Below are 18173 nucleotides of genomic sequence, written 5' to 3' on the forward strand. Positions count from 1 at the left end.
ATTAGCTAAATGCGATGAATAACAACACTTCGACACATTTCGACAAGCTCAATGTAAAAGCTCAGTTGCACCGGTTGCCCAATATCCATCCCGGTGAAATCCTCAAGTTAGATTTTCTGGAACCGCTCAATATTACCCCCTACAGACTGAGTAAAGATTTAAGCGTAGCTCAAACTCGTATCGGTGAGATTTTAGCCGGTAAGCGTAGTATCACTGCGGATACAGCTTTGCGTCTGTCACGATATTTTGGTAACAGTCCTCAGTTTTGGCTGAATCTTCAAACAGACTACGATCTCCGTCAAGCTCAGGCAAAGAATGCCGAAGTTTATAACCACATTCCCATCACTCCATTTACAGATGTAGCTTAGGGTCCTAATTTTATCTGGGAGGGGGGACGGGATTAGTGGGGACGGTGGGACTGGGAGAAGCGGCAGGAATGGGGGGATTTTCGGGTTTACGGACTTGGGGGACGGGTAACAGATAGAAAAGTAGGGCGCAAGCGACAAGACTGCCTAATCCCGCCAAAAAAGGCACTGTTCGACTGGCCACCGATTCATTAACCTTATGGTAGCGACGGGAAACTGGCTGTAATTTCAGGGTTAGGTCGGGTAAAGTGCGAGTATCGGCAAAAAATTGGTCAATCGCTTCTATTAAATCGAATAACTGCACGGTACTGATTTCTATCTTGACCGGACTTTCTGGGATATTCAAGTCCGTTGATGGATACCAAACCAGACGATGGAGATTATGGTCAATCTTTTCTAGGTACACATGATCTGGTTCATGGACGGGATCTTGGGGATGACGAACACCACTCAAAAATTCTTGGGCATACTGACTGACCGCTTGTACTAAATTTTCCAAGAAAACCCGACCACCTTGCAGGACTTTATTGGCCCCGATTAACCGACATTCTACGTTAGTCAAAATTGAGAGTAAAGGTCGGCTATCACCGGGGTTAGCCGGGGCGAAATTATCGCCGAAACCATCGAGAATCAGGGTACAATTGGGCAAGCTATACTGTCTTCTCATTTCTACACGATCTCCCCATCAAATAAACTAATCCAAAACCGCTGCATTCCCGTCGTACCAGTACAAAATAATAACCGATCGAGGAGGGATAAAGCTAGTTCATTTAGGGCATTTTCATCAGCTAGATAAACCGATACTTTGGCCCGACGGGGGTTCATGCGACTGCGAAAATTGGAGCGAAATCTTTCTAGGTATTCTGATAAAAGAAAATTATTATCCACGGGTAAACCTTTTGATTCCATCTGTTGCCGCGCTAACAGTAATTGTCGGATGGATATAGCTAGGGGTTTGGCCCGATAACTGGCAATGATAACTAAAGCTTTTGCTTGGTCAAGGGTGAGACGGTCGAGGGTGTAGGAAATTCGCCAGGGATTAGTACAGCGTAAGCGCCAGAAAATAATCCGGTTTCTGACAATTTTATCAAGTCCTAGTTCTTTAGAGAGGGCTAACAGGGCCTCCCCGGCACCGACTTCTAAGGATTCCAACGCTAATAGCATTAAATCGATATGCTGTTGGAGATGTAGGGCGCATTGCTGACTGGCAATCGGAAAATCGGGTAAAACGCTTAAAATAACTGGTTTTTCTGGGGCTGATGTTGTAGATTCGGGCGTTAGGCTAGTAGAGGTCATGATATAGGATAACTAGAACACAAGGGCGGTCGAGTCAGGATATTGTAAATTGTATTGTATAGATAGCTGTCCCCCATTTTACGAGACACGGAAACCGAATGGATCTGAAATCACTGATTCGCGATATTCCTGACTTTCCCAAACCGGGTATTGTCTTCCGCGATATTACTACCCTACTCAATCATCCCCAAGGATTACGTTACACGATCGATACCCTAACGGCAAAGTGTCGCGATTACGGTTTATCCCCCGATTACATTGTCGGTATGGAATCGCGGGGTTTTCTCTTTGGGGTTCCCTTAGCATACCAGTTAGAAGCGGGATTTATTCCTGTCCGGAAACCGGGCAAATTACCCGCCGCCGTTCACAGTATCGAGTATGATTTGGAATACGGAAGCGATAGCCTCGAAATTCACCAAGACGCGGTGGCATCCCATCATAAAGTCTTAATTGTCGATGATTTGATTGCGACGGGAGGAACGGCGAAAGCGACGGCCGATTTATTAGAAAAAATTGGTTGCGAGGTGTTAGGATTTGCCTTTATCATCGAGTTACTCGACCTCGGGGGTCGGGAAAAGTTACCAGATTTACCGATTATTACCATCATCGATTATTAGGGTTTTTTCTATGACGGCGACTGATGATAATTATAAGGCTAAAACCGCTCGATCGAGTGCTAATGGGTTAGAATCTCTCCTAACTAGCGAAACTTTTTTATATATTGTCAAGCGTGTTCTCCAGGGTTTATTAACTCTGTTGTTGGCCTCGGCTTTGAGTTTCGCTATTATCCAATTAACCCCCGGCGGTTTTCTAGCTTTGCTTGACCTTAATCCCAAGATTAGTCAGGAAACTAAAGAACAATATATTGCTCTTTTTGGTTTAAAAGACCCGCCGATTGTCCAGTATTTTAAATGGTTGTGGCAGGTGGTAACTCAGTTTAATTTTGGTCTGAGTTTTACCTATTTTCGTCCCGTGTCTTCCCTATTATTAGAGAGAATTCCGGCGACGTTATTAATGTCTTTGACTTCCATCATTTTAACCTGGGCGATTGCGATTCCTTTGGGCATTCTCAGCGCCGTCAAACAAAACCAATTTATCGATAAATTTTTCCGAGTTATCAGTTATCTTGGTCAAGGTTTCCCCAGTTTTATCACTGCCCTTTTACTGCTAATTCTCGCCCAAAATGTCTCGCCGCTTTTACCGGTGGGTGATATGACCAGTATTAACTATTCGGAATATTCCCCTATCGGTAAAGTTTTAGATATCGCTTGGCACATGATTTTACCAACTATTGCCCTGACAGTTACCAGTTTTGCCGGATTACAAAGATTGATGCGAGGACAATTATTAGATGTTCTGCGACAGGATTATATTCAAACCGCCAGGGCGAAAGGTTTACCAGAAAATAAAGTTATCTATGTCCACGCTTTACGCAATGCTATTAATCCGCTGATAACTCTTTTGGGCTTTGAATTTTCTAGTTTGTTAAGTGGGGCATTTATCGCCGAATTTTTCTTTAACTGGCCCGGATTAGGTCGTTTAATTCTGCAAGCTGTGACGGCTAAAGATTTATATTTAGTTATGGGCAGTTTAATGATGGGTGCTACTATGTTGATTATCGGTAATCTTCTGGCTGATTTACTTCTCAAAGCTGTAGATCCTAGAATTAAATTGGAGGATTTAAAGTAGGGAGATAGGGAAATTTTATCAGTTATCAGTAAACAGTAATCAGTTATCAGTGGGGAGATGGGGAGATGGGGGAAATTTAAACTAAAACCCTAAAACCCCAAAACCCCAAAACCCAATCCCCAACCCCTTTTTCCCTTTTCACTTTTTACTTAACAAAATATGTTAGCAACTACACATTATTTACTCAGGTCAAAACAAGACGGACAATATCTAGTAGCGCGTCTGAGAAAAGGTGAAAGCGAAACTCCGGCTAGTTATCTGCTTCTGTTTAAAGAATCCTACGATGCTTTAAGTTATATCAATACCCATGCTCAGGATTTAGCCAATAATTTTTCAGTGGAAACTCTCTCAGGAACACAATTAAAGGGACTGATGCAGCGATGGGGATTTGCAGGAATTGGTTTAGTGAGTGAACCGTTGGAACCACAGGTACAGTTTTTAGCCTACGAAAAAGGATTTAATCTCTAAACTATGAAAAAGCTGTTAATCACTGGAGTTAGTGGGTTTTTAGGTTGGCATATTTACCAAAAAACTCGCTCATCTTGGGCCAGTTTCGGTACATACTTTAAGCACAATGTCAATAGTAATGACCCGAATTTAATTAAAATTAATTTAACAGACTTGGCCGCAGTTAAAGAACTTTTTCAACAGATTAAACCCGATGCGGTAATTCATGGGGCTGCCCAATCAAAACCGAATCTCTGTCAAGAATTTCCCCAAGCATCCGAGGCAATTAATCTGACAGCCTCTCTAGAAATTGCTCGTTTGTGTAGTCAATATCAAATACCCCTAGTTTTTACCTCTACCGATTTAGTTTTTGATGGTAAAAATGCCCCCTATTCCGAAAATGATACCGTTTCTCCAGTCAGTGTCTATGGTGAGCAAAAAGTAGCGGCAGAAAAGGGCATTTTAGCAGTATATCCTCGGGCAGCTATTTGTCGAATGCCTTTGATGTTTGGTTCCCCTTCTCCCAACGCTAATAGTTTTCTGCAACCCTTTTTAAAAACCCTCCAAGAGGGAAAAGAATTATCTCTATTTACTGATGAATATCGGACTGCTGTTGGGGTTAATAGTGCGGTGAATGGTTTACTTTTGGCATTAGAAAAAGTGCAAGGGATTATTCATCTGGGGGGGAAAGAAAGAGTTTCTCGTTATCAATTTGGGTTACTAATGGCGGCAGTTTTTAACCTTCCTAGGGAACAAATAAAACCCTGTTTACAGTGCGATGTTCCCATGATTGCGCCGCGTCCGCAGGATGTTTCTCTTGATAGTTCTCTCGCTTTTTCTTTGGGTTATCAACCATTAAGTAATAAAACCGAATTAGAGGCAATTAGAGATGAAATTACCTGAACAAAAGCGGACTGTATTAATTATCTTGCTCCTTTTTTTTACCGCTATTCTCATGACTAATTATTTCGAGGTAGGGATGACAGGAGTGTTAGCTTTTTTCGTTGCCTATCTTTCTAAAGGATTGCGAAAAGTTAAGTAAAAAAATTAATTTTTTCCATCAACAATCTCGAATTCTATTGACTGCTCTTGGGCAAAATTATAGGTAAAATGATCGATAATATTAGTATCGCTCAATTCGAGATTATAAAAATCGATCACCGGTTGATCAAAAAGTGGGCCAGCGTGCCAAGTTCCCACCTCTAATTTAATAAAACAGTCGCCGGGGATGCGAAAAACCCTTAATTTTTCTAAATCCGGTTGAGTCTGAGGACTAGGGGGGGCCACTCCTAAAAACCACTCTTGTCCCCCCAAAGAACCGAGACATTGGGTACATTGACTATGACGAGTAATTCGCTTAAATTTACGTCCGCGAGTCTGTAAACGCATAATATAAAAGCGTGGCACACCGTTTTTTAAATGCAGTTGTGCATCGCTTTCATCAAATATTTTCCCATCATGGCTAGGGGTTATTAATTGACCGTAGGGACGGAAACTTTCGGCGGTAATTAGTTGCGCTAACAGGGGAAGAACGGTAATCGAATTACTCATAAAAATTACTGCTGACTAACAGTTATAGCTGTACCATCTCGGAGAGAAAGAATATTATTAATAGCAATTCTTTCCCCGGCATTTACTCCAGAAATAACCTGATAAGCTTGCCCTTGAATTGTGCCAACTTGAATTGGTTTTTGTCTTACCACTAAACGCTCCTCGGCATTTTCTTGACCTTCTTTAGCCTTTTCTTTTTCGGCCACAAAAACAAAATTTTGCGCCCCGATGCTAGTCACTGCCGTGGTGGGAATTAATACCCCCGGTTTTTGATCCCAAATTACCCGCGCCCGCACATATTGGTTATTGCGAAGACTGCCATCATTAGTAAAAGAAAACTTCACTAAAACCGATTGGGTAGCTTGGGAAACAGTGGGGGAAATAAAAGTTACTTGACCGCGAACCCCCGCACTGCCATCAGGATTAATAATTTCCACGGGCAACCCGACACGCAGACGCGGTTGTAATTCCACGGGAATCTGCACATTTAGTTCCAAAATTTTATTGTTAGTCAACGAGGTTAATTCTTCACCTAGGGAGATAATATCGCCGACCTTTCTTTGATTAAAATCGCCGACAAAACCAGCAATCGGGGCGGTAATGGTGTTAAAAACTAAATTCTGACGCGTCGCCCCTAATTGCCCCTCGGCGCTGGCCACTGCCGCTTGACGACTGTTCACTGTTGCCGCTGCCGCCGCCACCTGTTGCTGTGACGCTAATTCGTTTTGAATGGCGATATTTAATGCTTCTTTGTTTGCCTGTAAGGTAGCTCTAGCCGCCGTCACCTGTTGACGGGCCGCATCACGATTTTTAGATCGGGCCTCTACTTCCGCCCTGGTGGCCTGAATGTCGCGGCGGCGATTATCTAAATCCTGTTGGGGCTGTGCGCCTTGTCTGACCAGAAATTCGGCTCTTTGTAGGTTTTTTTCCGCTAAATCTAAATTAGCTCTCGCTCTCTGTAAATCGGCTTCGGCGGCGCTCAACGTGGCGATCTGACTTTTAACATTAGCTTCGGCATTGGCCACATTTGCCCGATTCTGGGCAATTTGGGCTTTATTAGCGGATGCTTGAGCTTGTCTTTGCCGTAAATCCGCCTCAGACGCATTGAGGTTCGCTTTGGACGAATTTACTTGGCCGATGCCAGCGTTGACCTGTTGCTGTTGTTGTTCGGGATCCAATTCGGCGATTTTTTGTCCCTGAGTTACCTGATCGCCAGATTTAACGAAAATAGAGCGAATCCGACCGGTAATCTGAGGGGAGACGCTAACACGCTCTTGGGCGAGCAAAGTACCCACAAATTCGCTACTTTGCACTAATTTGTCGGTGCCGAGGGTTTGCAGTTTGACGGGAACAGCCGCCGGTCCGGTGGCCTGGGGTCCCTGGGGGGCGCAACCGGCGACAATTAGGGAAACGGCGATCGACGAACCGATCGCTCTCGATACGTTAACGGATCGTTTAATCATTGTTAAATTTAGGGGTTTTTGGCAGAAAAAGTGCTAGTAAATCGGAAAAAAAGGGAAGATGAGGAGAGAAGCTTTTCCTTAAATTTTACTCTACAGAATCGATCGCCGTGATTCTTATTTGCTTTGCCCTAAGCTCACTATATTACAGGTAACTAATCTTTGGGCGAGGGTGGTGTATTCTAGGCGACCACCGGCGATCTGATATTCGTCCCGGGGCGCCGGCAGATGACCGACAGGGGCATTGAGGGTATAGTTAAGATTTTCTTTAAAAATAATCCAATCACCATTTTTACGCCAACCGATGCGATCGCCAAAAGTTTGAAAATTTTCGATCGCCACTAAGCGCCCCGGTCGATTACCTGTCTCGATAAAAATGCGAAATTGGGTACTGAAACTAAAACGACCCCCGGAAGCTTCTTGCCAGAGTTGATCCATCTTTTGCAGATCCCAACAGGCCAATTTTTGCAGGTCTTCCATGGTAAACCAGCCCTGTAATTCCCGTCCGGTTGCTTTCAGCATTAAATTACGGGTTTCATCGTTAGCTTGTCGCCAATTTTGTTGAGCGAGGAGATTTTTCAGGCGAGTGTAATTAATGCCCGTGGTCGGTGATACCATTTCCCCAGAGGCGGCAGTCTGGGCAACGATCGCCGGTAAGGGATTGAGAAATAAAGCGATCGCAAGAGTGATCTGACACAAGGAAAAATTAATTCTCATAAACCCTATTTATTAACCTGATGCAAAGAAATCCTACAATAGCATAGACGAAATTTGCCGTTTTTACCGCCTCCTTAACTCCTATGGCTTTCACTTGGATCCGACACCACATTTTGGGATTGCAAGACTGGCAACCGGAAGAATACCAAACCCTGCTACAAACGGCCTCTAGTTTTCGTGAAGTTCTTTCCCGACGTACCAAGAAAGTGCCGGCCCTACAAGGTCAAGTGGTGACAAATCTTTTTTTTGAACCCTCCACCCGCACCCGTAGTAGTTTTGAACTAGCGGCCAAACGTCTCTCGGCCGATGTTCTCAATTTTGCCCCGGGTAGTTCCAGTTTGACTAAGGGTGAAACGATTCTCGATACCGCTTTAACCTATGTGGCCATGGGTACGGATATCTTTGTCATTCGACATCAACAGTCGGGAGTTCCCGATTTAATTGCCGCAGAAATGGATCGTTTGCAGTCGGGGGTCAGTATTCTTAATGCCGGGGACGGTCAACACGAACACCCCTCCCAGGGACTTTTAGACCTGTTTACGATCTGTTGTCTGTTAGATGAAGAAAATCCCCGTTTAGAACTGTTAGAGGGCAAAAAAATCGCTATTGTTGGGGATATACTCCATTCTCGTGTCGCTCGTTCCAATATCTGGAGTTTAACCACGGCGGGGGCGGAAGTACATTTGTCCGCACCCCCCACCCTACTGCCGAAATATTTTGGGGAATTGTGCGATCGCCTATTTCTCCACTGGGATTTAGAACCAGCTTTAGAAAAGGCCGATTTTGTCATGACCCTGCGACTGCAAAAAGAACGAATGACTGCCAATCTTTTGCCCAGTTTACGGGAATATCATCAAAGTTTTGGCATTACTCGTCCTCGTTTGCAATCCTGTCAACCGGGGGTGAAGGTACTTCATCCCGGTCCTGTGAATCGGGGAGTGGAAATTAGTTCCGATTTAATGGACGATCCCGATTTTAGTCTGATTTCCCAACAAGTTACCAGTGGTGTCGCTGTCAGAATGGCTTTGTTATACCTCATCGGTAATCTTCGCAGCGACCAGTAAAAGCTTCTCAGGGATTTGCTCTTTTAGTCTGGTTTCATTGAAACAATCCTAAAGTTTCTATCAAGGTAAATATCATACTTTCTTCCTCCCTCACACACAGCATCTTCTGCTTCAAATAGGTTAGTCTCAACATCAAATTTCATCGCTCTAGGATTCCTACAACCCTGTTTTAACAAAGCATCAGTCAACCGTGATTTTTCTTCTGCGGTCAAAGCTCGATAATCACTGCTATTAGCTTGACCTGCATAGATTGACATTCCCATAATACTAAGGGATAGTAAGCTTATGATCGATTTGGTCTTCATTTTTTCAACTTCCTGAATACAATAAAAACATCATTCCAAGGGTTTTAGACCCAAGTTTTCGGTAATTAGTTCGGCACGATTACCGATCAACTTTATCTTAGGGGAAGCATACCTAGATTGCAATAAGTATAAATACTCAAGCTATCCCTGGGGCTTTTCTAGGAACTTTGACCGATACCGAATTCCGTTCTCAAGGGAAGGGTATAATTAAACTAAGAAATCAACATTTTCAGCTAAAGCCATGCAATTAGCCTTAGAACAAATTATCGTCAATCCCGGTCAACAGTTACTTTTAAAAGAGCTTAACTGGCAAAAATTTGAGACAATATTATCAGAATTAGGAGAAAGTCGTGCTTCTCGGTTATCCTACAGTAACGGAATATTAGAAATTATGGTACCTTTACCCGAACATGAAAAAGATAAAGAAATCATTAGTTATATGGTTCAGTTTTTGTTAGAAGTACTCAATATTGATTTTGAACCGTTAGGATCAACAACATTTAAAAACGAGCGGATGAATCAAGCGGTTGAACCTGATGCCTGTTTTTATATTAAAAACTATCAAGCCGTTATTGGCAAAAATAGACTTAATTTAGAAAGTGATCCCCCCCCTGATTTAGTCCTAGAAATTGATATTACTTCCCGTACCTATTTAGATAATTATCGACAGTTAGGTGTTCCCGAACTGTGGCGTTATACTCAAAGTGGCCTACAGATTAATTTATTACAAGAAGGAGAATATATTGAGTCTTTAAGCAGTCCCAATTTTCCTCAGATTCCGATTATTGAATTAATTAATCAATTTGTTAAACAAAGTCAACAGCTGGGGAGAAGTGAAGCCATCAGAAACTTTAAAAATTGGCTGACGGAAAATATAGATAATAGTTGAAAATCCTAACATTTTTGACTTAGATAAATTTGTCCGTCGAGAGTTGTATAAACTTCTTGCGGTTCAATGATTCAGTTTGTTACTAGAATCTAGTTCACAAAAATAGATTAGATCATTGTTTTGAGCAGGGGATTTTTTAACCTCAGTGGGTGTGGATAAATCAGACAGGACAGAGGTTACAGCCGTTGGTGCTAGTTCTGAAAGTATCATGGTTATTCATTCCTCGTAGTTCGATTTTTACTTTGATAATTAATCAATTCACCGAGGCCGATTAAAATTCTAGAAACTAGCAGAATGAGAGCCTCTTGATTAAGAAAATATCCCGTAGAGGCTGTTAAAAAGTTACTGTTTTCTTGTCAGTTAAATTTTGTTAAGATAATGCCCAAAAACTACAATTTATGGTAGGAAAAGAGGTAAGTCGAAACCGAGTTTGATTTTTGCTTACTCTAAATCAGAAAGGGCATTGGGCAAGATTAGCTAACTATCCCTTTTTTGCCTCTTCCAGGTCATGATAATGCTGATAAGCGCCGATTTCGGGGTTAAAGGGGGCGATTTCTTCAGTTACAGTTAATCCCAAACCTTCTAACATTGCTTGTAGGACAGAATCGGGGGCCAGACGGAGGTAATCGGGGTTAATTTCTAAGGCCACATGACGATTACCGAGGTGATAGGCGGCTTTGAGGAGTAAATCGGTTGAAGGAGCGGTAATAGTGATAACTGGTTCTGGTTTAGCAATAATTTGAATAATTTCGCCGTTTTCCCCCCGCAGGAAATCGCGATCCTGTAGAATGGTGCCGCGGGGTAAACGAAAACAGAGGGAAAAACCTTCGGGACTGTCGAGACGATAACGGCTGCGGGTGCGTTCTTCGGCCGTAAGCAGAAGGCTAAAAACTACCGTTTCTGGGGGAGGTGGACTAGCGGTATGACGGGGGGGTAAGCGCTCGGTAAAAGTTAACATGGTAGTAGTCAATGGGAAAAAACATTCTTAATTGTAGCCCTGACTCCAGCTTGACCCGAAAAACTGAGGAACTTTTTCTATTTCTTTTGCCGCTGCAGACGAATCATCTCATTTTGCACCCGTCGTCTCAAGCTATCATCGGTACGAATCCGGTTAGTAATGGCGTTAAATTCAGCCGCGGTCAGGCCACTATCTTTGACAATCTTTTTTGAGTTATTACAATAATCGACGGCAATTCTTTGGGCATTAGCTGGAAGATTATTAAAGCTTTCCCGTTGGTTACAGGTAATTGCCGGGGGACTTTTCCCTAAAATTTGCGAAATTTCCTGATAAGCTTGTTTTCTTTGGATTTCGATCAACAAAACTGCTTTGGCATAACGTTTGATTTGGTCAGCCGTAAAATCTTGAGTATAAGCGGAAGACTGAAAACTAACCACCTCCGTCGTCCAAGAAAATTCGGGAATCAGACCGCCAAGAATGGCGATTACTGCCAAAAAAGTCACAATAAAAGAACGTCTTAAGCTTTGACCTAGATCGGCTAGGGGATAGCAGTAAATCACCATGCGAGTTTGTCGCTGAATAGATAATGATAGCAAACTTTCCAGTTAAATCCTGCTTTTTTGAATATTTTTAACGATCATAAGTTCCAATTCTAGCCAATATCTCCTGGGCCCGAACCTTAATTTTTGGGCAGAAATTGCTTTGGTAAACTTTTTTAACGTTTCTAGGGGCAAAATTAGTCAAAAATCTTGGAGAGAACCGATGAACGATTTTTGGGAAGTTAGGATGCCTATCGCTTTTAGAGAATATTTATCGGCAATTTAGCCAGCTAATCTCTTTTTATTAGCTTATATCGCTGTTAATCTCTCGCTTATTCCCTTTTGTCTCTCCCCTTGCTGGGGAATCGGGGGGAAATCTAGATAAATTAAAGGTTTCAGCGATCCCGATCGAGACAATTCCCGCTTAGAATAATGCAGTGGAATATATAGCCAATGAGGATTTGAGGCATTATTTAGTGATCTCGATCCTGGCGAGTCCTCCACAGGGGAACCATAAACTACTGACAACCACCCTAAACTCAGAAAAACCGCAAAACAAGGAGTTAGCGCATGAATAAAGGTGAATTAATCGATCAAATCGCTCTCAAAGCCTCTGTCACCAAAAAACAAGCAGATGCTGTTCTCACTGCCGCCATCGAAACCATTATCGAAGCGGTTTCTGAGGGGGACAAAGTAACCCTAGTAGGATTCGGTTCCTTCGAGGCCCGGGAACGTCAGGCCAGGGAAGGACGCAACCCGAAAACCGGCGATAAGATGGAGATTCCGGCCACTCGCGTCCCGGCTTTCTCGGCGGGTAAACTGTTTAAAGACAGAGTGGCCCCAGATAAGGAATAATTACTGTTGAGCTTGGATCGCTGTAAGTCTTTTGCCTAGACCTAAACATGGTGGTAATCTTGACTGGGCGGCCGCTATTGCCGGCTGTCCGGTTTCCTCTATTCTCGATTTTTCTGCCAGTATCAATCCCCTCGGTCCGCCAGAAAGCGCCCTAACCGCTATTAAAAGCCATTTAACCAGTCTGACTCGTTATCCTGACCCCGCGTATTGGCAGTTGCGTTCTGCCCTCGGTCAATGGCACAATATCGGACCAGATTGGATTCTCCCCGGCAATGGTGCGGCTGAGTTATTAACCTGGGCTGGTCGGGAATTGGCCTCATTTGATAGTGTTTATGTACTAACACCCGCTTTTAACGATTATGAACGGGCTTTAAAAAGTTTTGGGGGAAAAATCTGCCAACATTCCCTAGATTTAACCAGTTTAAAGCCGGTTAACCCCAAAAAACAAGGCTTATTACTTAATAATCCCCACAATCCCACGGGGAAACTCTGGACGGTGGCGGCCATTCGTCCCTATCTATCGCAATTTGGTTTGGTGGTAGTGGATGAAGCTTTTATGGATTTTTTACCCCCGCCACAACAGGAGAGTTTAATAGACTTGTTGCCGGAATATCCCAATCTGGTGATTTTGCGTTCCCTAACTAAATTTTACAGTCTCCCCGGTTTACGTCTAGGATACGTCCTCGCTCATCCCGATCGCCTGTTACAATGGCAAAGATGGCGCGATCCTTGGTCGGTGAATAACTTGGCTGTGGTTGCCGCTATTGCAGCAATTGAAGATAGGGATTTTCAACAACAAACTTGGGACTGGTTAACAGCAGCCCGTGAGGATTTATGGCAGGGATTAGCTAATTTTCCGCAATTACAGCCCCAAACCAGTGCCGCTAACTTCCTCTTAGTGCAATCTCAATCTTCCTGTTTACCCCTACAGGAAGCTTTATTAAAATATCATCGAATTTTCATCCGCGATTGTCTCAGTTTCCCCGAATTGGGCAGCAATTATTTTCGGGTCGCTGTCCGTTTACCGGCAGAAAATCAACGATTATTATCGGCTTTAGAGAGTATTTTAGCCGCGTCTGATACTAAATCCGTTGAGTAACGCACAGAAAACGGGTTTCTCGGAGAAACCCGTTTTCTACTGCCATCGAACTAACCGAAATTAGTCGAGGTCAGGCATTGCCAATGCGGGTTCAGTCTCGCGGTCAATTCCTTTCTCAAAACCGGCGGCAGCGGCGCGAGCGCGTCCAGCGTGCCAGAGGTGTCCAATCAGGAAGAAGAAGGCGAGGGTGAAGTGAGAGGTGGCCAACCAAGCGCGAGGAGACACATAGTTAAACGAGTTAACGTCAGTGATAACACCACCCACAGAGTTCAAGGAACCTAAAGGAGCGTGGGTCATGTATTCAGCCGCGCGGCGTACTTGCCAGGGTTGTACGTCATTTCTGATTTTGTCGAGGTCTAAACCGTTAGGACCGCGGAGGGGTTCTAACCAGGGACCGCGGAAATCCCAGAAACGCATGGTTTCACCACCGAAGATGATTTCGCCAGTGGGAGAACGCATCAGGTATTTACCTAGACCGGTGGGGCCTTGGGCAGAAGCGACGTTAGCACCTAAGCGTTGGTCACGCACCAAGAAGGTGAAAGCTTGAGCTTGGGAAGCTTCCATACCGGTCGGACCGTAGAATTCACTGGGATAGGCGGTGTTGTTAAACCAAACGTAAACGGCGGCGATAAAGCCCATCATGGAAAGAGCACCCAAACTGTAGGACAGATAGGCTTCTCCAGACCAGATGAAAGCGCGACGCGCCCAAGCAAAAGGTTTGGTGAGAATGTGCCAGATACCGCCAGCGATACAGATTAAGCCAATCCAGATGTGACCGCCGATGATATCTTCCATGTTGTTGACGCTGATAATCCAGCCTTCGCCACCGAAAGGAGCTTTGGTCAGATAACCAAAGATAACTGCGGGGTTGAGGGTAGGATTAGTGATGACGCGGACATCACCGCCACCGGGAGCCCAGGTATCATAGACACCGCCAAAGAACATGGCTTTAAATACCAACAACAGCGCACCACAACCCAAGAGAATCAGGTGATAACCGATGATGTTGGTCATTTGGTTTTTGTCTTTCCAGTCGTAACCGAAGAAATTAGAGTATTCCTCTAGGGTTTCCGGTCCGCGGATAGCGTGGTAGATACCACCAAAACCGAGTACAGCCGAAGAAATTAAGTGCAGAACACCAGCGACGAAGTAGGGGAAGGTATCGACTACTTCACCCCCAGGACCGACCCCAAAACCGAGGGTCGCTAAGTGGGGAAGCAGGATTAAACCCTGTTCGTACATCGGTTTTTCGGGGATAAAGTGGGCGGTTTCAAACAGGGTCATCGCCCCGGCCCAGAAAACGATTAAACCGGCGTGGGCGACGTGAGCGCCGAGCAGTTTACCGGAGAGGTTGATGAGACGAGCGTTACCAGACCACCAAGCGAAGCCGGTGGAACTTTGGTCACGACCACTAGCGGTAGGGATATTAGAGAGCGTTACCACGCGGGAGAACCTCCTCAGGGAAGATAAAGTTTTCGTGGGGTTGGTCTTGGGGAGCCATCCAAGCTCTCAGACCTTCGTTAAGCAGAATATTTTTAGTGTAGAAGGTTTCAAATTCCGGGTCTTCCGCCGCTCTCAATTCCTGAGAAACGAAGTCATAGGCCCGTAGATTAAGCGCTAACCCCACTACACCCACAGCACTCATCCATAAACCAGTCACGGGGACAAAGAGCATGAAGAAGTGTAACCAACGTTTGTTGGAGAAAGCAATGCCGAAGATTTGCGACCAGAAACGGTTGGCAGTGACCATGGAGTAGGTTTCTTCCGCTTGGGTGGGTTCAAAAGCCCGGAAAGTGTTGGAACCTTCACCGTCTTCAAACAGGGTATTTTCTACCGTCGCTCCGTGAATAGCACAGAGAAGCGCACCACCGAGGATACCAGCTACACCCATCATGTGGAAGGGGTTCAGTGTCCAGTTGTGGAAGCCTTGGAAGAAGAGAATGAAACGGAAGATACCAGCCACGCCGAAGCTAGGGGCAAAGAACCAGCTAGACTGACCGAGGGGGTACATCAGGAAGACACTGACGAACACCGCAATCGGGCCAGAGAAGGCGAGGGCGTTGTAGGGACGAATGCCGACTAAACGGGCGATTTCAAACTGACGTAGCATGAAGCCAATCAAGCCGAAAGCACCGTGGAGAGCGACAAAGGGCCATAAACCGCCGATTTGACACCAACGGGTGAAGTTTCCTTGGGCTTCCGGTCCCCAGAGAAAGAGGATGGAGTGACCGAAGGCATCGGCGGGGGTGGAGACGGCAACGGTGAGGAAGTTGCCGCCTTCCAGGTAGGAACTGGCTAACCCGTGGGTGTACCAGGAGGTGACGAAGGTGGTGCCGGTTAACCATCCACCTAGGGCCAGGAAGGCGCAGGGGAAGAGTAGTAAACCAGACCAACCGATGAAGACGAAACGGTCTCTTTTGAGCCAGTCATCGAGAGCATCAAACAGCCCTCTTTCTGGGGCGCGTCCGACAGCAATGGTCATGGGTATTTTTCCTCTTGCTTAACTGAAATCACGGGCAAGATTTCTTAACTTTTTTGAGTCTGGGATTACTCCCATTGTCTTATAAGATGGCGCGATCAATTGACTGGATTAGCTTGACTAACCTAGCTGCGATCGCTAGTTAATCCTCACAAACTGTAAAAGATTAACGTTTCTTAAACTAGCACAAGCTAGACAATAATTTCGAGTTCGGTAAGACTTTGGTTTCTTGTGGCCTCTATCTACCTTTAACCATTATTAGCAAAAAATTACAAATCTATACAACTTGACTCATAATTGATTTTTTATACACACAAAAACTTTTTTGTCAATGAGTATTTATATTCATTTTTTTAAGCGATTGCCACTCGCAATCCCCTAGGGGTTGCTCTAGCAATTGACAATCGAAGCATTCCTCGGCGGCGGTTTTCAGGGTAGCGATAATTGTCTCTAGGGTCAAATCTGGGGCTAAATTCAGCTTTTGAGGGGCGGAACTGGCGAAAACTTGCTCAAACAGCGAATTATCTTGCTCTAGCACCATCGAACCATGTTGGAGAACATAGCAACCCCGTTGCAGTTGGGCGCTTCCAATAAATTTATTTCCCCAATTATCAACTAAATCCGCACCAGTAGCTGTACCGAAACAGTTAGCAGAATGGATATATCCCCGGCCGGCAGCACCGTAGGACAATTCTAGACCGAGATTTTGCCAGCCTGTAATTAAAAATTGACAGATTTGCTGGTAAACTTCCCTAATATTCCCCTTCATCCCCGAATTTACCACCATATAAGTCAAATCCCCCTGATGTAGTACGGCTCGACCACCGGTAGGACGACGAACTAGGGAGATTTTTTGACCTTGCCAAGTCAAATTACGCCAAAAATCGGGATATTGCCGTTGATGATAGCCCAAGGAAATAGCCGGGGGCGACCATTGATAAAAACGCAGAGTCGGGGGATGATGACTGCAACGGTGTTGCTCTAGTAACCAAGAATCGATCGCCATTTGTAGCTCTGCCGATGAGATAATTGGCGGGATATAACGCCAAATTTTAGCTGCCACCAAAGGATTCTCGTAACATTTCATCATTATTATCTGCTACCGTCGCCACGAGAGTAATTGCTCGCGAAATCTCCCCGGGAGACAAATCGGCCACACTACGCTGAAAAATCACCACCACCTGATCATTCATAATGCCAAAATGAGATTCAAAGGTTTCGGCACAATTCATCGCTAATAACTTGCGAGTTAATCCCAATTCATCCTTAACGGGTAATTTGAGGACAGAAGACCACACCGTGAGAAATCATCATCGCTTTCCCCAGTTAACTGCACAAATACCTCAACGCTACCATACTGAAACTTCCACAGATAACCTTTTTCTGTATGTTGTACCATAGCAGTATCATTCTGCTGCAGAGTAGAAATAACCATTTCAATCATTTCTTTGTGACTGCTCGTACTAACCAGAAATTCATCGGTCATTGACTCTACTGCTTCTGAAGTCGCTAAACTTTCTGTGGTCATAAAAATTCCCTAAACTCGATCGATCACAATCTTATCCTAAGGGAAAAGAAAAAAAGACATTCGGGTTGGGGAAGTGGGGTTTTAGGGTTTTGGGGTTTTAGGGTTTTGGGGTTTTAGTTGAATTTCCCCACTTTCCCCACTTCCCCAATTACTCAAAATTTTATGAAGCATTTGAGTAAACACCTAACTTGATCGATGACAATGGCTCTATCCCGTTCTAGCTGTCAATAATTATGCAAAGTCTTTTTCAAAGTTCCCTAACTCAGACCAATTCTGGGGAAGAAGATACCCGTAGTCGTATTCTACAGGCCGCTTTACGTTTATTTGCCGCTAAGGGTTATGAAGGAACCACGACTAAAGACCTAGCAGGAAAGGCAAATGTGGCAGAAGGAACTTTATTTCGTTATTTTCCCAACAAAAAGGCGATTTTAATCGAAGTGGCCACTAGGGGATGGGTGGATATTCTCACCGACTTGCTGACGGAATTGAGCGAAATGGGCAGTTATAAAGCGGTAGCGCAGGTGATGCGACGTAGGGTGTTGAGAATGCGAGAAAATAGCGATTTATTGCGAGTTTGTTTTATAGAGGCGCAATTTCACCCGGAATTAAAAGACCGAATTCAATCGGAGGTAATTGCTAAAATGACCGATGTGGCCGAGGCTTTTTTTCAAACAGCGATCGATCGTGGTATCTATCGTCCCATGAATCCGAAAATTGTGGCCCAGGTTTTTCTAGGAATGTTCGCAATTGCCGGTTTTTCCACTGAAACTATTTTAGATGCCAATGCTTCCCCCTTAGCTTTACAAGAAATGGCCGAAGGTATTGCCGAAATTTTTCTGAATGGAGTGTTAGTTAAGTAGGCCTGCAAAATTAATTTCCTAGTCGAGACTCCGAGACAGCTAATCTAAGGATAGGCGGTTAAAATCCGTTTT

At 44.5% G+C, this 18173-nt stretch carries 22 protein-coding genes and 1 pseudogene; 11 read left to right on the forward strand and 12 right to left on the reverse strand.

What is annotated here, in order from left to right:
* Window positions 1-14 precede the first annotated feature (14 nt).
* Entirely contained in the window at window positions 15-368 is a 354-nt protein-coding gene (locus GQR42_RS24830; protein ID WP_158202019.1) for a HigA family addiction module antitoxin, read from the forward strand.
* Between the two features lie 10 nt (window positions 369-378).
* Here GQR42_RS24830 and GQR42_RS24835 read toward each other — a convergent pair whose 3' ends face one another.
* Together GQR42_RS24835 and GQR42_RS24840 are read right to left on the reverse strand one after the other, a co-directional pair.
* Window positions 379-1032: a DUF4335 domain-containing protein gene (locus tag GQR42_RS24835; RefSeq protein WP_158202020.1), complete on the reverse strand. Its 654-nt coding sequence runs from the start codon at window positions 1030-1032 to the stop codon at window positions 379-381.
* Window positions 1033-1034: 2 nt separating this feature from the next.
* A complete protein-coding gene (locus GQR42_RS24840; protein WP_158202021.1) occupies window positions 1035-1661 on the reverse strand; it encodes a DUF3038 domain-containing protein in 627 nt (208 codons plus the stop codon).
* Between the two features lie 98 nt (window positions 1662-1759).
* Between GQR42_RS24840 and GQR42_RS24845 the strand changes: the two genes are divergently transcribed.
* From GQR42_RS24845 to GQR42_RS28025, 5 genes are all read left to right on the forward strand, one after another.
* Window positions 1760-2278, forward strand: coding sequence for an adenine phosphoribosyltransferase (locus tag GQR42_RS24845; RefSeq protein ID WP_158202022.1), 519 nt, complete (start codon window positions 1760-1762; stop codon window positions 2276-2278).
* 10 nt (window positions 2279-2288) lie between these two features.
* Window positions 2289-3350 carry an ABC transporter permease gene (locus GQR42_RS24850; RefSeq protein ID WP_158202023.1) on the forward strand — a complete coding sequence of 354 codons (1062 nt, stop codon included), beginning with the start codon at window positions 2289-2291 and terminating at the stop codon, window positions 3348-3350.
* A 159-nt stretch (window positions 3351-3509) separates the two neighbouring features.
* A complete protein-coding gene (locus GQR42_RS24855; RefSeq protein WP_002737657.1) occupies window positions 3510-3818 on the forward strand; it encodes a hypothetical protein in 309 nt (102 codons plus the stop codon).
* Between the two features lie 3 nt (window positions 3819-3821).
* Complete coding sequence (locus GQR42_RS24860) at window positions 3822-4700, forward strand: SDR family oxidoreductase (RefSeq protein WP_158202024.1); 879 nt, start codon at window positions 3822-3824, stop codon at window positions 4698-4700.
* The gene (locus GQR42_RS28025) at window positions 4687-4839 is read left to right on the forward strand and encodes a hypothetical protein (RefSeq protein ID WP_199273238.1); all 153 of its coding nucleotides are present in this window, start codon (window positions 4687-4689) and stop codon (window positions 4837-4839) included. Before GQR42_RS24860 ends, GQR42_RS28025 begins: the two co-directional genes overlap by 14 nt.
* A 5-nt stretch (window positions 4840-4844) precedes the next feature.
* Here GQR42_RS28025 and GQR42_RS24865 read toward each other — a convergent pair whose 3' ends face one another.
* The 3 genes from GQR42_RS24865 to GQR42_RS24875 form a co-directional block, all read right to left on the reverse strand.
* Window positions 4845-5348 carry an ureidoglycolate lyase gene (locus GQR42_RS24865; protein WP_158202025.1) on the reverse strand — a complete coding sequence of 168 codons (504 nt, stop codon included), beginning with the start codon at window positions 5346-5348 and terminating at the stop codon, window positions 4845-4847.
* 5 nt (window positions 5349-5353) lie between these two features.
* Window positions 5354-6811, reverse strand: coding sequence for an efflux RND transporter periplasmic adaptor subunit (locus GQR42_RS24870; RefSeq protein ID WP_158202026.1), 1458 nt, complete (start codon window positions 6809-6811; stop codon window positions 5354-5356).
* A 114-nt stretch (window positions 6812-6925) separates the two neighbouring features.
* On the reverse strand, window positions 6926-7525 hold the full coding sequence (locus GQR42_RS24875) for a GUN4 domain-containing protein (protein WP_158202027.1): 600 nt from the start codon (window positions 7523-7525) through the stop codon (window positions 6926-6928).
* An 83-nt stretch (window positions 7526-7608) separates the two neighbouring features.
* Between GQR42_RS24875 and GQR42_RS24880 the strand changes: the two genes are divergently transcribed.
* Window positions 7609-8589, forward strand: coding sequence for an aspartate carbamoyltransferase catalytic subunit (locus tag GQR42_RS24880; RefSeq protein ID WP_149976693.1), 981 nt, complete (start codon window positions 7609-7611; stop codon window positions 8587-8589).
* Window positions 8590-8612: 23 nt separating this feature from the next.
* Here the strand turns inward: GQR42_RS24880 and GQR42_RS24885 are convergent, their stop codons facing one another.
* Window positions 8613-8894: a hypothetical protein gene (locus GQR42_RS24885; RefSeq protein WP_158202028.1), complete on the reverse strand. Its 282-nt coding sequence runs from the start codon at window positions 8892-8894 to the stop codon at window positions 8613-8615.
* Window positions 8895-9135: 241 nt separating this feature from the next.
* Here GQR42_RS24885 and GQR42_RS24890 point away from each other — a divergent pair, with 241 nt between their 5' ends.
* Window positions 9136-9783 (forward strand): Uma2 family endonuclease, encoded by a 648-nt coding sequence (locus tag GQR42_RS24890; protein ID WP_002759554.1) that lies wholly within the window; start codon window positions 9136-9138, stop codon window positions 9781-9783.
* A gap of 481 nt (window positions 9784-10264) precedes the next feature.
* On the opposite strand, the gene ureE is transcribed toward GQR42_RS24890, so the two are convergent.
* Together ureE and GQR42_RS24905 are read right to left on the reverse strand one after the other, a co-directional pair.
* Window positions 10265-10741: an urease accessory protein UreE gene (ureE, locus tag GQR42_RS24900; RefSeq protein WP_079207696.1), complete on the reverse strand. Its 477-nt coding sequence runs from the start codon at window positions 10739-10741 to the stop codon at window positions 10265-10267.
* Window positions 10742-10818: 77 nt separating this feature from the next.
* A complete protein-coding gene (locus GQR42_RS24905; protein WP_158202572.1) occupies window positions 10819-11304 on the reverse strand; it encodes a DUF4168 domain-containing protein in 486 nt (161 codons plus the stop codon).
* A 546-nt stretch (window positions 11305-11850) separates the two neighbouring features.
* Here GQR42_RS24905 and GQR42_RS24910 point away from each other — a divergent pair.
* Both GQR42_RS24910 and cobD read left to right on the forward strand, forming a co-directional pair.
* Window positions 11851-12135: an HU family DNA-binding protein gene (locus GQR42_RS24910; protein WP_002759570.1), complete on the forward strand. Its 285-nt coding sequence runs from the start codon at window positions 11851-11853 to the stop codon at window positions 12133-12135.
* Between the two features lie 31 nt (window positions 12136-12166).
* Window positions 12167-13234 (forward strand): threonine-phosphate decarboxylase CobD, encoded by a 1068-nt coding sequence (gene cobD / locus GQR42_RS24915; RefSeq protein WP_158202029.1) that lies wholly within the window; start codon window positions 12167-12169, stop codon window positions 13232-13234.
* 60 nt (window positions 13235-13294) lie between these two features.
* Here the strand turns inward: cobD and psbC are convergent, their stop codons facing one another.
* The 4 genes and pseudogenes from psbC to GQR42_RS24935 all read right to left on the reverse strand — a co-directional run bounded on the left by psbC (window position 13295) and on the right by GQR42_RS24935 (window position 17241).
* Window positions 13295-14677, reverse strand: a complete 1383-nt coding sequence (psbC, locus tag GQR42_RS24920) for a photosystem II reaction center protein CP43 (protein ID WP_002747027.1) — start codon at window positions 14675-14677, stop codon at window positions 13295-13297.
* A complete protein-coding gene (psbD, locus tag GQR42_RS24925; RefSeq protein ID WP_158202030.1) occupies window positions 14661-15716 on the reverse strand; it encodes a photosystem II D2 protein (photosystem q(a) protein) in 1056 nt (351 codons plus the stop codon). The genes psbC and psbD overlap by 17 nt, the downstream gene beginning before the upstream one ends.
* Window positions 15717-16041: 325 nt before the next feature.
* Window positions 16042-16803 carry a lipoate--protein ligase family protein gene (locus GQR42_RS24930; RefSeq protein ID WP_158202031.1) on the reverse strand — a complete coding sequence of 254 codons (762 nt, stop codon included), beginning with the start codon at window positions 16801-16803 and terminating at the stop codon, window positions 16042-16044.
* Window positions 16766-17241 (reverse strand): annotated as a pseudogene (locus tag GQR42_RS24935) (YbjN domain-containing protein). The gene GQR42_RS24930 and the pseudogene GQR42_RS24935 overlap by 38 nt, the downstream one beginning before the upstream one ends.
* A gap of 233 nt (window positions 17242-17474) precedes the next feature.
* Here GQR42_RS24935 and GQR42_RS24940 point away from each other — a divergent pair.
* Window positions 17475-18101, forward strand: a complete 627-nt coding sequence (locus GQR42_RS24940) for a TetR/AcrR family transcriptional regulator (protein WP_158202032.1) — start codon at window positions 17475-17477, stop codon at window positions 18099-18101.
* The last annotated feature ends 72 nt before the right edge of the window (window positions 18102-18173 follow it).

The sequence above is a fragment of the Microcystis aeruginosa FD4 genome (assembly GCF_009792235.1).
GTDB classification, from domain to species: domain Bacteria; phylum Cyanobacteriota; class Cyanobacteriia; order Cyanobacteriales; family Microcystaceae; genus Microcystis; species Microcystis viridis.

Excerpts from the sequence above, each read along its gene's own strand:
- GQR42_RS24830 (WP_158202019.1), top strand. The coding sequence starts at position 15 with ATGAATAACAACACTTCGACACATTTCGACAAGCTCAATGTAAAAGCT.
- GQR42_RS24835 (WP_158202020.1), bottom strand. The coding sequence starts at position 1,032 with ATGAGAAGACAGTATAGCTTGCCCAATTGTACCCTGATTCTCGATGGT.
- GQR42_RS24840 (WP_158202021.1), bottom strand. The coding sequence starts at position 1,661 with ATGACCTCTACTAGCCTAACGCCCGAATCTACAACATCAGCCCCAGAA.
- GQR42_RS24845 (WP_158202022.1), top strand. The coding sequence starts at position 1,760 with ATGGATCTGAAATCACTGATTCGCGATATTCCTGACTTTCCCAAACCG.
- GQR42_RS24850 (WP_158202023.1), top strand. The coding sequence starts at position 2,289 with ATGACGGCGACTGATGATAATTATAAGGCTAAAACCGCTCGATCGAGT.
- GQR42_RS24855 (WP_002737657.1), top strand. The coding sequence starts at position 3,510 with ATGTTAGCAACTACACATTATTTACTCAGGTCAAAACAAGACGGACAA.
- GQR42_RS24860 (WP_158202024.1), top strand. The coding sequence starts at position 3,822 with ATGAAAAAGCTGTTAATCACTGGAGTTAGTGGGTTTTTAGGTTGGCAT.
- GQR42_RS28025 (WP_199273238.1), top strand. The coding sequence starts at position 4,687 with ATGAAATTACCTGAACAAAAGCGGACTGTATTAATTATCTTGCTCCTT.
- GQR42_RS24865 (WP_158202025.1), bottom strand. The coding sequence starts at position 5,348 with ATGAGTAATTCGATTACCGTTCTTCCCCTGTTAGCGCAACTAATTACC.
- GQR42_RS24870 (WP_158202026.1), bottom strand. The coding sequence starts at position 6,811 with ATGATTAAACGATCCGTTAACGTATCGAGAGCGATCGGTTCGTCGATC.
- GQR42_RS24875 (WP_158202027.1), bottom strand. The coding sequence starts at position 7,525 with ATGAGAATTAATTTTTCCTTGTGTCAGATCACTCTTGCGATCGCTTTA.
- GQR42_RS24880 (WP_149976693.1), top strand. The coding sequence starts at position 7,609 with ATGGCTTTCACTTGGATCCGACACCACATTTTGGGATTGCAAGACTGG.
- GQR42_RS24885 (WP_158202028.1), bottom strand. The coding sequence starts at position 8,894 with ATGAAGACCAAATCGATCATAAGCTTACTATCCCTTAGTATTATGGGA.
- GQR42_RS24890 (WP_002759554.1), top strand. The coding sequence starts at position 9,136 with ATGCAATTAGCCTTAGAACAAATTATCGTCAATCCCGGTCAACAGTTA.
- ureE (WP_079207696.1), bottom strand. The coding sequence starts at position 10,741 with ATGTTAACTTTTACCGAGCGCTTACCCCCCCGTCATACCGCTAGTCCA.
- GQR42_RS24905 (WP_158202572.1), bottom strand. The coding sequence starts at position 11,304 with ATGGTGATTTACTGCTATCCCCTAGCCGATCTAGGTCAAAGCTTAAGA.
- GQR42_RS24910 (WP_002759570.1), top strand. The coding sequence starts at position 11,851 with ATGAATAAAGGTGAATTAATCGATCAAATCGCTCTCAAAGCCTCTGTC.
- psbD (WP_158202030.1), bottom strand. The coding sequence starts at position 15,716 with ATGACCATTGCTGTCGGACGCGCCCCAGAAAGAGGGCTGTTTGATGCT.
- GQR42_RS24930 (WP_158202031.1), bottom strand. The coding sequence starts at position 16,803 with ATGATGAAATGTTACGAGAATCCTTTGGTGGCAGCTAAAATTTGGCGT.
- GQR42_RS24940 (WP_158202032.1), top strand. The coding sequence starts at position 17,475 with ATGCAAAGTCTTTTTCAAAGTTCCCTAACTCAGACCAATTCTGGGGAA.